Source organism: Micromonospora sp. WMMA1949, from assembly GCF_027460145.1.
Lineage (GTDB): Bacteria > Actinomycetota > Actinomycetes > Mycobacteriales > Micromonosporaceae > Micromonospora.
Genome location: NZ_JAPZBG010000001.1, coordinates 935413 through 949870 on the forward strand (window position 1 = coordinate 935413; position 14458 = coordinate 949870).

Consider the following 14458-nt stretch of genomic DNA (forward strand, 5'->3'; position numbering starts at 1 on the left):
GTCAGGCCGGGCGTCCCGGCCCCTTGTGCCGGCTGCGCGCTCCGGCGCCGACTCAGGCCGGGAGCGTGGCCAGCAGGGCGGCTTCCCGCTCCGGCGCCAGGCCGACCGGGGCGCGCGCCGGGCGCCCCGCGCGGTCCGGCACGCGCCCCACCTCGCGCAGCCACCGCCAGGTGTCGGCGACCGTCTCGGTCACCGGCCGGCAGACCAGCCCCGCCGCGTACGCCCGCTCGACGTTGCGCTCCTGCAACCAGCGGTACTCGTGCCCCTGCGGAATCCACACCGGCAGGTCGTTCCACGGCTCCACCCCGGCCGCCAGAATCGGCTCCGGCGCCGTCCACCGCAGCGTCGCGGCCGACCCGGTCGCCGCCACCGCCGCGTCGAGCAGGTCACCCATCGTCGCGTGCCCGGTGCGACCCACCACGTTGTACGCCCCGCCGACGCCCTCGGCACCCCGGTCCAGCAGCCAGGTCGCCAGGTCGCGAACGTCCACGTACTGGATCGGCAGGTCACGCGGCCCCGGTGCCAGCACCTCGCCGCCCCGGGCGATCCGGTTCAGCCACCACGGCAACCGCCCGATGTCCTCCCCCGGCCCGAGGATCAGCCCGGCGCGCGCCAGCAGCGCCCGGTCACCGAACACCCGCGTCGCGGCGAGTTCCCCGCCGGCCTTGTTCGCCGGATAGTCACCGTCGTCGTCGGCGTCCGCGTCCGCCGCCACCGTCGGCGCCTCCTCGCCGGTGCCGAGCTCGACGGGTGGCGCGTACACCGAGCCGCTGGACACGTACACGTAGTGCGGCACGGCGTCGACGAGCGCCGACGCCGCGTCCCGTACCGCCCGGGGCGCGCCGTCCCACGTGTCCACCACCAGGTCCCACTCGCCGCCGGTGAGCGCGGCCAGCCCGTCCGGCGCGGTCCGGTCACCCCGCAACCGGTGTACGCCGTCCGGCACCCGCCCGTGTACGCCCCGGTTGAACACTGTCACCTGCCAGTCGCGGCGTACCGCCTCGGTCACCACGGCACCGCCGACAAAGCCCGTACCGCCAAGCATCAGGAGTCGCATGCGTCCCAGCGTGCCGCCCCGCGCCGCCCGGCAGGCCCCCGTTCACGGTAAGCAGATCTGCCAACGGCAGAACCACGGGTCAGCCCGGCACAGACGGGCGCGCGCCGCGCTGCGCGCGGCGAGCGGGATCTGCCGCGCCGTCCGCCCCCCTGCCCCGCCGATCTTGGAGTTGTGGTGCCACGAATTGCCCCGTTCAGCCCTCTTCGCGAGGTGCCACAACTCCAAGATCGCCGACCCTCGGGCCTTCACGGGGAGTTCTCGGGCCCCCGACCCGCCGAGTCCTTTAAAGCGCGCGCGATCTTGCACTTTGGTGCCCCGCAAACCGCGCGAATGGGACGTCCGGAGGGCGCAAACTGCAAGATCGCGTGGCCCGTCGGCGGCCGCTGCGCTCCCGTTCGGCGCACGCCCTGCCCGGTCGCGTCGATCATGAACTTGGCGGTGCTTGGTGTCCGTTTTGTCGCCGCCAACCTCATGATCAACCCTGTGGAGGGGTGTCTGGGGAGGGCTTCTCCGGGTGATCAAGGAGTTTGTGGGCTCAAGGGGGCCGGGAGGTGCCACAAACTCCTTGATCACGGGGTGCAGGGTGAGGTGCTCGGCTGGGCTCGGTGAGGGTTGGGCGGGTGTGGGGTGGGTGTCCGGTTCGGGGGTGGTGGGCGGCACTGTGGTGGCGGAATCGTGGGCGGGTGCCGGGCGTTGTAACCGGGTGAACGACCGAGCACCGGCTGCCGCCGAGCGAGGCGGTGCCGGCTGTGGGCACAGGCCCAGGGCCGCGGTCGTTGAGTACGTCTCCGACGGCGTGATCCCGCCCGGCTGGTCGTTGACGATGGTTGCGACGACGCGTCAGGGCCCCGGGAATCATCCTGGCCGACGGGTCGTTGAACATGGTTCCGACGACGTGAACCCTCCGCGCCGCACCCCCCGTTGGTGGCGTGAAGGCCCCGGGAATGATGCCGGGTGGCCGGTCGTTGGACATGCTTCCGGCGCCGCGTAGAGGCCCCCGCCCCGCGAGCAGCCGAGAGAATCCCCAAGACTTTTGAGCGCCTGACGGTGCCCACGCATCCCCCCGGGTGCGTCGACCCCCGAATGGAGCACACGTGATGAACACGATTCTGCGTAAGAGCGTTCTGGGTATTGCTGGTCTGGCTTTCACCGGTGGCGTGTTCGCCGGTCCGGTCGCCGCCCACGCGGCCGACACCACCGCGCACGCGAAGCCGGTCACGGCGACGGTGCAGGGTGACAAGCTGATCCCGCACGGTGTGCAGGGCGCCCAGTCGCGCATCGACCTGAACGACGAGCAGACCGCCAACGTGAAGGCGATCATCGCGGCGACGAAGAAGGCCGGCATGGACGAGCGTGCCGCGGTCGTGTCCATCGCCACCGCGTTGCAGGAGTCGAAGCTGGAGAACCTCGGCCACCTGGGTGACCGTAACGACCACGACTCGCAGGGCCTGTTCCAGCAGCGTCCGTCCAGCGGGTGGGGCACGGTGGAGCAGATCACCGACCCCGAGTACTCCACCACCGCGTTCCTGAAGGGTCTGAAGCAGGTCGACGGCTGGAAGGACATGCCGCTGACCAAGGCCGCCCAGACGGTGCAGGTGTCGGCCTACCCGGACCACTACGCCCAGTGGGAGCAGCAGGCCGCCGACCTGGTCGCCGAGCACTGGAACAAGTAAGACGAACAACTAAGAACGCAGCGAAAGGCCGGCACCCCGAACCAACGGGGTGCCGGCCTTTTCGCGTACCCGATGGGTCAGGCCGGGGGCAGGACGAACGTCCACGTGGTGGTGGTCGTGCTGGCCGCGGCGCCGGTGGCGGTGAGTCCGCCGTAACTGCCGGTCGGCACGCTGCTCGCCGAGTCGGCGAGCAGGCCGGTCACCCGGCCGCCGCCGGTCTGCGAGGTGTTGCTGCGCACCGCCACGCCCGCCGGTGGGGTGAGGGCGGTGGAGGTGCTGTCGCCGTGCAGCCAGTACGACACGGCCCAGCTCTGCGCGGCGGTCACCGGCGCGTACGGGGTAATCCGTGCGGCGGTACTCGCCGGATCGGTGGCCCTGGCGAACACGGGCGCGACCGGCGCCACTCCCCGGTACGCGGCCAGCACCAGGTTGCCCTTCGCCTGGCTGTCCAGTGTCACCCGGACCGCCGTGCCGGCGTCACCGGCGCTCGCGGTCTTCCACCAGGCCGTGGTGGTGGCGAAGCCACCGTCGAGCCGGTCGAGCCGGGTCCAGCCGGTCACCCCGGTCGGCTCACTGGTGCCGGTGTGCGTGTTCTGGCTGAGCACGAGCAGCAGCGTGTCACCCGCCTGCACGCCCGACGGGACGGTGACGGTGTGGCTGGTCCAGTTGGCGTTCGCGGTTGCCTGGCCGACGAACGAGATCCGCTCCGGTACGGGCGCGACAGTCACGTCGACGGTCGCGGTGCCGGTGGCGCCCCGGTCGTCGGTGACGGTGAGCGTGACGGGGTAGGTGCCGGCGGCCGCGTACGTGTGGGACGTGGTCGGCACGGAGGCCGTGCCTGTGGTGTCCCCATCGCCGAAGGTCCAGCTGTGGTTCTGGATCGCGCCGTCGGCGTCGGTGGATCCGGCGCCGGAGAACGTGCACACCAGCCCGGAGCAGGTCGGCGTCAGCGCGGCCACCGGCGCCTGGTTGGCCGGGCCGCCCGATCCCTTCAGGATCTTCACGTAGTCGATGTCGCCGGCGAAGTAGTCGCAGGTGACCTTCGTACCGTCGCACTGGCTCTTGCCGCCGACGGACAGCGGCCACGTGTTGGCGATGGTGCCGGTCGGCCCGTTGAGGCGGCTGGTCCGCACGCCGTCGACGTACATCTCCACGTACGCGGAGGTGCGGTTGCAGGTGATCGTGTGCCACTGGCCGTCGGAGATCGGCACGTCCGTGTAGCCGGTACGGGAGGCGCCGTCCGCGCCCCGGAACAGGCACTTCGGCTTGCCGTTCGGCGCCTCGAACTTCCAGTAGCCGCCGGCGGTGTTGCCCTGTCCCTTCTGGAGGATGTTCCCGAAGGAGTACGTGGTCCGGTAGCGGATGGTCACCGAGAAGTCCCCGGCGTCCGGGTTGAAGTCGGTGCTGTGCGGCACCAGGTCGACGTGGCCCGGGACGTACTCCTGGTCGGTGGGCAGGTGCGTGGCGAAGCGGTGGCCGGTCGCCCCGGCGTAGAGCGCGCCGGTGACCACCTCGTCGCCGATCGCGCCGTGGCGGCCGTTGCCGCTGTAGTCGGTCAGGACGGTCGACGACGCCGGCTCGTCCATGCTGAAGAACGCCACCGTCCTGGTCGCGGTGGCCTGCGCGGGCGCGGCCGAGACCGTCACCCCGGCCGCCGCGACGACAGTCGCCACCCCTAATCGGGCGGCCGTCCGCCGCCACCGTCCCCGCTCGATCGTTGTCATGTGACCGCCTCCCTGCGCATCGGGCATCACAGTGACACGCCTGGTGGCAGCGGCAGAATAATCCGCACGGTGGACCTGGGAGACCGATGTAGCCGGTGCGGGCTGTCCGGTGGGAGACGACCGCCTGTCGACCGGCGGCGTGGTGACTCTCGGTGGGCGATACTGGGTTTGAACCAGTGACCTCTTCCGTGTCAAGGAAGCGCGCTCCCACTGCGCCAATCGCCCGGGCAATCGCGAGCGGACGACGGGATTCGAACCCGCGACCCTCACCTTGGCAAGGTGATGCGCTACCAGCTGCGCTACGTCCGCGTGCCGCCGGATTCGCGCCGGCGACGGGGTGAACTCTACCCGATCCCAAGATCGCCGTGCGGCAGACCCCCGCCGCGCCGGATGGCCGTGTGGTTGCGCTGCTCGCCGCCGGGGTACTGAGGCCGGTGACAGCACAACCATCCCCCCGAAGGAGGCTGTCGTGGGTATCGGTACGAGCATTTTTCTGATCGCGGTCGGCGCGATCCTCACGTTCGCGCTCAACGCCAGCGTCGGCGGGGTCGACCTCGACGTCGTCGGCTGGATCCTGATGGCGGCCGGCGTCCTCGGCCTCATCATGACCACGCTGGTCTGGGGCCGCCGTCGCCAGGTGGTCACCACCACCGCCGAGCAGCCGGTGGAGTACCGCCGGGTCGAGGAGCGCCGGGACGTCGCCCCGCCGATGTGACAGCACCGGGGCCGACGGAGCTGATCGGTCCCGAATCGGGCCGGCCGGATCACCCGATCCGACCGGCCCGCTCTGCTACGGCCGCTCGCCGGCGGTCACGGCGCCATCGGTGGCCGCGGGGCCGGTGGCGGCGCCGTCGATGGCGGCGCGGTCGATGGCGGCGCGGTCGGTGGCGGCGCGCAGCCCGTACCAGCCGATCGCGGCCACCAGCGCCACCTGCACCAGGTAGCTCACGACGACCACCGCACGACCGGCGTCCTGCGGCACCAGCACGAACGCCACCACGTAGACGAGGGCGGCGATCACCAGCGGGCGGGGCATGGTGCGCCCGATCAGGATCCCGACGAGCGCCAGGACCATGCCGAGGACGATCGCCAGCTGGCTGCCGAGGATGGCCGGGAGCAGCCCGTCCAACTGGTCGTTGAACGTGTCGAACAACGCGCGTCCCTCCGGCTCGGGCAGGACGGACGGGTCGGCGGCGTAGGCGAACGGCAGCACCTCCGCGGTGATCGCCAGCGCGAACACCACCGCACCGAGGCCGGCCAGGAAGGCGCCCACCAGGTTCAGCACGCCCGCGCGGCCGCGGGCCAGCGCGACGATGAACACCGCCGCGGCGGTCCAGGAGACGGCGTACGCGGGCCCGCCCAGGTAGAGGTTCATCGGCCAGTACGCGGCCCCCAACTCGCGGACGTCGTCGTAGTGGATCGCGCCGTCGAACGGCGGCTCCCATAACATGAACAGGGTCCGCCCGGCCAGGGAGACGAGGAGCAGGACGAAGAGGGCGACGAGCGCGGCGCGGCGCAACTGCGGTACGGGCACGGTGAGAGCCTCCGTCGATTCAGGTGTCGCCCCACCGTGCCGGGAACCGGCCGCACGGGCATCGGCCTCAACACCTATCTTCGGGAAAGCACTGCTCAGCGCGGCTGTCGCGCGTGCTCCAGCCAGATCCGCGCCGCCCGTACCCGCCGGTTCGTGTCGCCGCCCGGGGTGAGGTCGAGCTTGACGAAGATGGCGCGCAGGTGGGCGTCGACGGTCCGCTCCGACACCACGAGCTGCGCCGCGATCCCCGCGTTGCTGGCGCCTTCGGCGAGCGCCGCGAGCACCTCGCGCTCGCGCGCCGTCAGGCCGCCGACCGATGCCGGGCCCGCCCCGGCCGACGCCGGGACGCGCACCGCCGCACCAGAGGCGCCCGGCGCGGTCTCCACTGCCACACCGGCCGGCTCAGCGACGTCCGCCGTACCCGCCGCGCTGCCCGCCTCCGTACCCTCCGCTCGGTCGTGCGTCGTCGCCGGCGCTGCCGGCGCGGCGGTCAGCAGCGCCGCCAGCCGGCCGGTTCCGGCCCACGCGCCGCCACCGACGACGACGGTCGTCGCCGACACGACCAGAGCGACCGAGGTCGGGCCGAGGGACGAGCTCGGAGCGGCCACGAGCGTGCCGGCCCCGACGACGAGCAGGGCCGCCGCGGCCAGGCCGGTCGCGCGCACCACGATGCCGACCCGGCGGGCCTCGGTGGCACCTCGGGCGGCGGTGACCGCGCAGGCGGCGGCGAACACGGCGGCGCCGGACAGGGCCACCAGGAAGGCGACCGAACCCAGCGACGGCTCGACGTCACCGGGGGCGCGTGCGATCGCGAGGAGCAGGCAGAAGACGACAGTCAGCGGTGCCGCGGTGGTGGCTGCGGCGGCCACACCGAGTCGCGCCCGCACGGTGTGGTGCGAGCCGAGGGCGGCCCGCCAGAGCGTCACCGGCAGCAGGAGCAGCGCCGCCACGCCCAGCACTGTGACGGCGGCGCCGACCGGGGCGAGCGCGGTACGCCAGGACTCCCCCGCGATGGTCGGCAGCCCGTCGAACGGCTCGCTCGCCGTCGTCAGCAGCGCGTTGGCGAGCGTGGCCGCCCCCAGGACGACGCCCACGTACCGGTGCGCCTTCGGGGTGGCCGCGCCGGTGCGGACGGCGGCCGAGGCGGTCAGTTGCAGAAGGGCGAGCGGCGGGATCCACGCCGAGTTCCACGCGGCGACCGCCGGCCCGGCCCATCGGTGGCCGGCCGCGACGGTGGCCACCGCCAGGACGGCGAGCCCGAGGTACGCCAGCAGCGACGCGGCGAGCCCGGTCGCCAGCCGCCCGGCGGCGCGGTGGCCCGACCGGGCGAGCCGGAGCGCGGCGACGGATACGGCCACGGCGGCGACGGCCAGGGCGAGAGCACCGATCGGATCGGTCGCGAAGCCGCCGTGACCGGCCGCGCCCAGGGCGGCGAGCGCGATGACGCACGTGCCCGCGGTGATCCCGGCGACGACGGGTAGGCCCAGCAACGCGGGCACCGGGCGGACGGAGGCGGTCATCCGCGGCTCCCCCGCCGGGCGGCGGCTCCGCGGATCGGATGCGCGGTCACCGGCACATTCAACCCGGTACCCCGCCCCGCGGTCGATGCCGCGCCGTCGGTTCAGCTGCGCATCAGCTCGTTCAGCGCGTCGAAGTCGAGCCCACCGGCGAGCGCGCCGTACGTCCCGGCGCCGAGCACCTCGGCCGCCGCCCGCTGGGCCACCGCGTAGGCGGCCTCGGCCACCGCCGGGCCGATGCTGACCCGGGCCACGCCGAGCCCGGCCAGTTCGGCGATCGGCGGTGCGCCCGGCCCGGCCAGCACGTTCAGCGGCGCCGGGATCGCCGCCGCCAACGCGGCCACCGTCTCCGGTTCCACGGTCCCGGGTACGAAGATCCCGTCCGCGCCTGCCGCCAGGTACGCCTCGGCGCGCGCGACCGTCTCGGGTACGCCACCTGCCCGGCGCAGGTAGGTGTCCACCCGCGCGTTGACGTACAGCGGGACGCCGGCGTGGTCGGCGGCGGCCCGGACGGCTTCGAGCCGGGCGACCTGCTCGTCGACAGGGCGCAGCGGTCCTCCGCCGTCGTGCCGGGAGTCCTCCACGTTGACGCCGACGGCCCCGGCCGCGAGCACGGCGGTGATCGTCTCGGCGACCTCGCCGGGGCTGTCGCCGTACCCGGATTCGATGTCGGCGGTGACCGGCACGCGGACCGCCTCGGTGACCCGGCGGATCACGTCGACGGCGGTGTCCCGGGCGAGCACGTCGCCGTCCGGGGCGCCGCGGCTCCACGCGACCCCGGCGCTGGTGGTGGCGACCGCCCGGGCGCCGGCCGCGGCGACGATCCGGGCGCTCAGCGCGTCCCAGGCGTTGACGAGGATCAGTGGGTCACCGGGTCGGTGCAGGTCACGGAACCGCTGTGCTCGGGTCTGCTGATCGTCCACCGGGCCAGTCTGGGTGGGCGGCCGGGCCGCGGCAATGGCCAGCGGGGCGGCACTGGACTGATCGACGACGACGAGAAAGGCCGTACCGAATGATCGGCACGGCCTTTTCCGCTGGTGGGCGATACTGGGTTTGAACCAGTGACCTCTTCCGTGTCAAGGAAGCGCGCTCCCACTGCGCCAATCGCCCTCGTCTACTGCGAGGTGGAGACGGGATTTGAACCCGTGTACACGGCTTTGCAGGCCGTTGCCTCGCCTCTCGGCCACTCCACCGAGGTTGCCCCCGAACTGCGTGGCGGCATCTCCGAGCGGACGACGGGATTCGAACCCGCGACCCTCACCTTGGCAAGGTGATGCGCTACCAGCTGCGCTACGTCCGCACGCCCCCGGTGTTATCCGGTGACGGATGAGAACTTTAGCCGAGCCCGGGAACGGTTGCCAAATCGGGTCCCCTTCCGGCGCGTCCGGATGTCGCCGGCGCCTCATGGCCTCGGCATCCTAGGAGCCTGGGTGGCTGCCCTCAGAGGGCCGACGGGCAGGGCCGCGACCTGCGGAATCCGCTCGGCGAGCCGAGTGTCCGGCATCCGACTGTGCTGCGGCCGACCGGCCGCCTCGGTAACTCCCTGTGGTCATACGGATGGGTTACCGTAACGCCGTGACGAGACGAGCCGCCGAGATCCGCCTGGACGCGCTGCTGCGTACGGCCTGCGAGGTGATCGCGGAAAGAGGGCTCGCCAACACCCGCACCGCCGACGTGGCCGAGGCCGCCGGGGTCAGCCAGGCGCTCGTCTTCTACCACTTCGCGACGAAGGACCGGCTGCTCGCGCAGGCCTTCGCGTACGCGGTCGAGCAGGATCTGGCCCGCCTCGACGCGGTACTGCGCTCCTCCGCCCCGCCGCTGGCGAAGCTGCGCCGGATGCTGCGCCTCTACGCGCCGACCGGCCGGGCCACCTCCTGGTCGATGTGGATCGACGGCTGGGCGGAGTCGCTGCGTACCCCGGAGTTGGAGAAGCTCTCCCGCCGCCTCGACCTGCGCTGGCGGCAGGACCTGGCCGCGGTGATCAGCGACGGGGTCGCCGAGGGCACCTTCGACTGCCCCGACCCGGCCGGCGCGGCCTGGCGGATCAGCGCGGTGATGGACGGGCTGGCGGTCCAGCTCTCGGTGCACGAGCGGGTGATCACCCGCCGGCAGATCGCCGAGTGGATCCGCCTGGTGGCCGCGCGCGAACTGGGCCTGGAGCCCAGCCAGCTCGACTGACCACCCACCCCGCGGCGCGTCAGTGCCAGCGAGGACGGGGGCGTTCGAAAGGTGGCGGGAGCGGCTCCGATTCGGCGTTCGCGGCGGCCGGGCGCAGCAGGCGGCGCATCCGCAGCAGCAGCCCGGCGCCGAGGAACAGCAGGAGGCCGCCGAGCAGGAACGCAGCCTGCACGATGCCGAATCCGCCGCTGTCCGCCACCGGCCGCCCGGCCACGCCACCGGGCGCCGGCGGTTCCACCACCGCGGCGTCGGTCGGTTCGTCAGTGGGCTCCTCGTCGGGCGCCTCGGAAGACGGCTCGTCGCTCGGTGTGGGCTCCGCGCTGCTCGGCGAGGGCGTCGGCTCACGCGCCTCCTCACCTACCACCTCACGGGAGGCGGTCCGCCGGGCCAGCAGCCGCAACTGCGGGTCGTACGCCTCGGCGGCGAAGCTCACCCGCCCGCGCCCGACATCCTCGGCGAACGCCACCCGGTAGCGGGCCGTCACGGTACGGCCGGGACAGAGCACACCCGGGTCGAGCTGCCGGTCGGTGAGCCGGGCGGTGTCTCCCTCGGTGCGGATCTCCAGCGGGAACGAGCCGCTGTCCTCCACCCGGTCCACCTTGAGCTGGTCCAGCCGCAGGCCCTGCACCCGCACCAGCATCGACCAGCGCACCTTGACACAGCCGCCCCCGTCGGAGCGGGACACCACGGCGGACAACGTCTCCACCCGATTCCCCGCGGTGAACTCGTCCGGCAGACCGCTCAGCTCGGTGGAGAAGGCCGCCGCCGCCCGCGCCGGCACGGCCCCGCCGTACCCGGTCCCGGCCACGAAGGTCAGCACCAGTCCGATCCGCAGCGCCTGCCGCCACCCGCTCACCACGCCTCCTCACCCTCGGTCGTGTCCACAGGCAACGCTAGGAGCGCGCCGGGCACGCCGGTAGACGGGCGTGTTCGCATCCAACGCCACAACACGAGGGCTGTTTCACCGAGCGTGGTGAACCGGTCACGACCCTGCCGCGACACGCCCGGGATGCGGGCCAGGAAGCCGGGTGGGACACAATTCTCCGGTGTCCGAGCTGTCCGCCGCGTTCGTCCGGCTGCACGCCCGCCTCGCCCCGGTGGCGTTCGTCCCCGAGGTGCTGCTGCACCAGGCCGACGAGCCGATCGGCCTGTGGGAGCTGACCGAGGGCGAGTTCCGCAGCGCCCAGCCGCCGCCGTTCTGGGCGTTCGCCTGGGCCGGCGGGCAGGGACTGGCCCGCTACGTCACCGATCACCCCGAGGTGGTCGCCGGCCGCCGGGTGCTCGACCTGGCCTCCGGCTCCGGCCTGGTCGCCGTCGCCGCCGCCCGCGCCGGCGCCGCCGCCGTCCGGGCGGTCGAGGTGGACGAGCGGGCCGTCGCGGCCGTCGCGCTCAATGCCGAGGCCAACGGGGTACGCGTCGACGCCGAACTCGGCGACATCCTCGACTCCGACGCGGGCGACGCCGAGGTGGTGCTGGCCGGGGACGTCTTCTACAGCGAGGCGATGGCCCGCCGGATGCTGCGCTTCCTGCTCCGGGCCGCCCGCGCCGGCGCCCGCGTCCTGGTGGGCGACCCGGGCCGGGCGTTCCTGCCCCGCGAACGGTTCCACGAGCTGGCCGCGTACGAGGTGCCGGTGTCCGAGGCGCTGGAGAGCGTACGGGTGAAGCACACCACCGTGTGGGAGCTGGACCCGAACCCGCCGGGTGCCCGCCGCTAGCGTTACCGCGTGCTGTTCCGGGGCTGGGGGGAGTCCGTCGACGGGCAGTGGCCCGACACGGCCACGGTCGTCGACCACGTCGGCGTGCCGCACCTGGTGGTGACCCGGCACGCGCTCGTACGCCAGGTCCTCACCGACCCGGTGACGTTCCGGCCGGACAACGCCCTCGACGCGGTCACGCCGATCCCGGTGGCCGCGCTGCGGGTGCTCGCCGGGCACCGGTTCCGGCTGCCGCCGACGCTGGCGAACAACGGCGGCGCCGGCCACCCGGAGATCCGGGGCATCGTCGCCGACGCGTTGCATCCGCACCGGGTGGTCGCCCAGCGTCAGTGGCTGACCGGGCTGGTCCGGGAGCGGGTGGCCGGGCTGGCCGCCGAGCTGGACGCGGGCCGCCCGGTCGACCTGTACGCGGGCCTCGCCGCCGACCTGCCGCTGCTGGTGCTGGCCCGCCTGGTCGAGCTGCCGGACGCCCCGGTCGGCGCGGTGAAGGACTTCGCCCGGGCCGCGCTGGAGCTGTTCTGGGCGCCGCTGGAGGAGTCCCGGCAGCTCGCGCTGGCCGCCGAGGTGGGCCGGTTCCACACCGTGCTGCGCGAGTTCGCCGCCACCGGGAGCGGGCTCGCCGCGCGGCTGCGCGAGGCCGGGCACTCCCCCGACGTGGTGGTCGGGGCGCTGTTCTTCCTGCTGGTCGCCGGTCAGGAGACCACCTCGCAGTTCCTCACCCTGCTGCTGCACCGGCTGTCCGGCGAACCGGCGGTACGGGCCGGGCTGCGCGCGGGCACCGTCGACGTGGACGACGTGGTCGAGGAGGGGCTGCGGCTGGAGCCGCCGATCGTCACCTGGCGACGGGTGGCAGGCGTCGACACCACGCTCGGCGAGGTGGCCGTACCGGCGGGCACCAGCGTGGTGGCGTGGCTGGGCCGCGCCGGCCGTGACCCGGTGGTGGTGGACGCGCCGGGCGAGTTCCGCCCCGGGCAGCGCGGCTCGCGGCGGCACCTGGCGTTCGGCGCCGGGCCGCACCGCTGCGTCGGCGCGCAGCTGGCCCGGATGGAGGCCGCCGTGGTGGTCGCCGAAGCCACCACGCTGCTCGACGGCGTGACGGTGGTGCGTCCACCGTGGTGCCCGGACAACCTCACCTTCCGGATGCCGGACGCGTTCGTGGTCCGTCGCGCCTGAGCCCTGCGGGTGTTAACAAGGGGCCCTTCCTCTACCGGAGGCGTTAAGAAGGGGCCCTTCCTTACGAAAGTCAGGGTGGGTGGCTGCCGTTCGACGGCGGCGGGGCGCCCCCGCCGGCCCATAGCGTCGCCGCATGATCACACTTCGTGCGTTGACGAAACGGTTCGGCGACGTGACAGCCGTCGACGACCTGACCGTCGAGATCCGCCCCGGGCAGGTCACCGGGTTCCTCGGCCCGAACGGCGCGGGCAAGTCCACCACCATGCGGATGGTGCTCGGCCTGGACCGGCCCACCGCCGGGCAGGCCCTGGTGAACGGCCGGGACTACCGCACGCTGCGGCACCCGCTGCACGAGGTGGGCGCGCTGCTCGACGCGACAGGCGTGCACCCGGCCCGCTCCGGCGTGGCGCACCTGCGGGCGATGGCGCGCAGCAACGGCGTACCGGCCCGGCGGGTGACCGAGGTGCTCGACCTGGTGGGCCTGGACGCCCGCGCCGCCGGCAAGCCCGGCCGGGCGCTGTCGCTGGGCATGGGTCAGCGGCTCGGCATCGCCGGCGCGCTGCTCGGCGACCCGCCGGTGCTGCTGCTCGACGAGCCGGTGAACGGGCTCGACCCGGACGGCGTGCGGTGGATCCGGGGCTTCACCCGCCGCCTCGCCGACGAGGGACGCACCGTCCTCGTCTCGAGCCACCTGATGAGCGAGATGCAGCAGACCGCCGACCGGGTCGTGGTGCTGGGGCGCGGCCGGCTGGTGGCCGACGCGCCGCTGGCCGAGCTGATCGCCGCCCGGCCCGCCGCGTCGGTCCGCGTACGCGGCCCCGAACCGGCCGCGCTCGCCGCCCTCGGCGACCGGCTGGCCGCCGAGGGCGCGACTGTCACCGCCGACGAGGGCGGGATGTCCGTCGCCGGCAGCACCGCCGGCCGGGTCGGCGACCTGGCGCACGAGATGGGGGTACGGCTGCACGAGCTGACCCCCGTCGCCCCCTCCCTGGAGGAGGCGTTCCTGGAGCTGACCGCCGACAGCGTGGAGTACGCCGCCGGCCCGACCGGAGGTGGCACCCGATGACCGCAGAGTCCACGCTCGACCCGGCCCGCCGGACCGCCCGGCCCGCCCCCGCCGGGCATCCGCTCGCCGGGGCGGTGGCCGCCGAGTGGACGAAGCTCTGGTCGGTGCGCTCCACCTGGTGGACGCTGCTCGCGGCGGTGCTGACCATGACGGCCACCAGCGCCCAGCTCGCCATCTACGCGCAGAACGCCAACACCGACGACGACCCGGCCAACAACCCGGGCGTGGTGAGCGTCGGCGAGATCGTGGCCGGGTCGCTGGAGCTGACCCAGTACGTGGTGCTGGCGCTCGGCCTGTTCGCGATCACCAGCGAGTTCACCACCGGCACGATCCGCACCACGCTGCGCTGCACCCCGTCGCGGGGCCGGGTGCTGGCGGCCAAGGCGGTGGTGGTGGGCGCTGTGACGTTCGGCCTCGGGCTGCTGCTCGGCACGGTCGGCGCGGTGACGGCCCGGCCGGTGCTGGGCGAGTGGGGCCGCGCCCCGCTGGGCGGGACGGTGGCCGACGTGGTCGCCGCCGCGGCGTACCTGGCGCTGATCGGTGTGCTGGCGCTCGGCCTGGCGGCGGCGCTGCGCGGCGCGGTGCTGGCCCTGACCGTGCTGTTCGCGTTGCTGATGATCGTTCCGCTGTCGTTGCAGGAGCCGGACATCACCGTGCTCACCCGGATCGCCGACGGGTTTCCCGGCGTCGCGGGCAACCACTTCCTGGCCGGGGACACCACGCCGTACCCGGCGGCCGTGGGTCTGCTGGTGCTCGCCGCCTGGGCCGCCGCCGCGCTGGCGCTGGGCCGGTGGGCGCTGGCCCGGCGCGACGCGTGAGCG

The 14458-nt window shown here is 73.7% G+C and carries 13 protein-coding genes and 5 tRNA genes; 7 read left to right on the forward strand and 11 right to left on the reverse strand.

The genetic code is table 11. The features are described from left to right. Positions 1-52 precede the first annotated feature (52 nt). Positions 53-1057, reverse strand: a complete 1005-nt coding sequence (locus tag O7607_RS04110; protein WP_269701095.1) for an NAD-dependent epimerase/dehydratase family protein — start codon at positions 1055-1057, stop codon at positions 53-55. Between the two features lie 1097 nt (positions 1058-2154). Between O7607_RS04110 and O7607_RS04115 the strand changes: the two genes are divergently transcribed. Next, entirely contained in the window at positions 2155-2730 is a 576-nt protein-coding gene (locus tag O7607_RS04115) for a hypothetical protein (RefSeq protein ID WP_269701096.1), read from the forward strand. A gap of 77 nt (positions 2731-2807) precedes the next feature. Here O7607_RS04115 and O7607_RS04120 read toward each other — a convergent pair whose 3' ends face one another. The 3 genes from O7607_RS04120 to O7607_RS04130 all read right to left on the reverse strand — a co-directional run bounded on the left by O7607_RS04120 (position 2808) and on the right by O7607_RS04130 (position 4763). Next, positions 2808-4454, reverse strand: coding sequence for a PKD domain-containing protein (locus O7607_RS04120; protein ID WP_269701097.1), 1647 nt, complete (start codon positions 4452-4454; stop codon positions 2808-2810). Between the two features lie 153 nt (positions 4455-4607). Next, positions 4608-4679, reverse strand: a tRNA-Val gene (locus O7607_RS04125). Between the two features lie 11 nt (positions 4680-4690). Further along, a tRNA-Gly gene (locus O7607_RS04130) sits at positions 4691-4763 on the reverse strand. Positions 4764-4923: 160 nt separating this feature from the next. On the opposite strand from O7607_RS04130, the gene O7607_RS04135 reads away from it, so the two are divergent. Continuing rightward, entirely contained in the window at positions 4924-5169 is a 246-nt protein-coding gene (locus tag O7607_RS04135) for a DUF6458 family protein (protein WP_013284878.1), read from the forward strand. A gap of 75 nt (positions 5170-5244) precedes the next feature. On the opposite strand, the gene O7607_RS04140 is transcribed toward O7607_RS04135, so the two are convergent. The 6 genes from O7607_RS04140 to O7607_RS04165 all read right to left on the reverse strand — a co-directional run bounded on the left by O7607_RS04140 (position 5245) and on the right by O7607_RS04165 (position 8805). Continuing rightward, complete coding sequence (locus O7607_RS04140) at positions 5245-5988, reverse strand: hypothetical protein (RefSeq protein ID WP_269701098.1); 744 nt, start codon at positions 5986-5988, stop codon at positions 5245-5247. Positions 5989-6083: 95 nt separating this feature from the next. Continuing rightward, complete coding sequence (locus O7607_RS04145) at positions 6084-7508, reverse strand: response regulator transcription factor (protein ID WP_269701099.1); 1425 nt, start codon at positions 7506-7508, stop codon at positions 6084-6086. A gap of 101 nt (positions 7509-7609) precedes the next feature. Further along, positions 7610-8428, reverse strand: coding sequence for an isocitrate lyase/PEP mutase family protein (locus tag O7607_RS04150; protein WP_269701100.1), 819 nt, complete (start codon positions 8426-8428; stop codon positions 7610-7612). A gap of 112 nt (positions 8429-8540) precedes the next feature. Continuing rightward, positions 8541-8615, reverse strand: a tRNA-Val gene (locus O7607_RS04155). 12 nt (positions 8616-8627) lie between these two features. Then, positions 8628-8698 (reverse strand) — tRNA-Cys (locus tag O7607_RS04160). Positions 8699-8732: 34 nt separating this feature from the next. Then, a tRNA-Gly gene (locus tag O7607_RS04165) sits at positions 8733-8805 on the reverse strand. A 275-nt stretch (positions 8806-9080) separates the two neighbouring features. Here O7607_RS04165 and O7607_RS04170 point away from each other — a divergent pair. Further along, positions 9081-9683 carry a TetR/AcrR family transcriptional regulator gene (locus tag O7607_RS04170; protein WP_269701101.1) on the forward strand — a complete coding sequence of 201 codons (603 nt, stop codon included), beginning with the start codon at positions 9081-9083 and terminating at the stop codon, positions 9681-9683. Between the two features lie 19 nt (positions 9684-9702). Here the strand turns inward: O7607_RS04170 and O7607_RS04175 are convergent, their stop codons facing one another. Then, positions 9703-10539, reverse strand: coding sequence for a hypothetical protein (locus O7607_RS04175; protein WP_269701102.1), 837 nt, complete (start codon positions 10537-10539; stop codon positions 9703-9705). A gap of 190 nt (positions 10540-10729) precedes the next feature. Here O7607_RS04175 and O7607_RS04180 point away from each other — a divergent pair, with 190 nt between their 5' ends. The 4 genes from O7607_RS04180 (at position 10730) to O7607_RS04195 (ending at position 14455) form a co-directional block, all read left to right on the forward strand. Then, positions 10730-11398, forward strand: coding sequence for a class I SAM-dependent methyltransferase (locus O7607_RS04180; RefSeq protein WP_269701103.1), 669 nt, complete (start codon positions 10730-10732; stop codon positions 11396-11398). 9 nt (positions 11399-11407) lie between these two features. Next, positions 11408-12571: a cytochrome P450 gene (locus tag O7607_RS04185; RefSeq protein WP_269701104.1), complete on the forward strand. Its 1164-nt coding sequence runs from the start codon at positions 11408-11410 to the stop codon at positions 12569-12571. A gap of 133 nt (positions 12572-12704) precedes the next feature. Further along, a complete protein-coding gene (locus O7607_RS04190; RefSeq protein ID WP_135239014.1) occupies positions 12705-13637 on the forward strand; it encodes an ABC transporter ATP-binding protein in 933 nt (310 codons plus the stop codon). Then, positions 13634-14455, forward strand: a complete 822-nt coding sequence (locus tag O7607_RS04195; protein ID WP_269701105.1) for an ABC transporter permease — start codon at positions 13634-13636, stop codon at positions 14453-14455. The genes O7607_RS04190 and O7607_RS04195 overlap by 4 nt, the downstream gene beginning before the upstream one ends. The last annotated feature ends 3 nt before the right edge of the window (positions 14456-14458 follow it).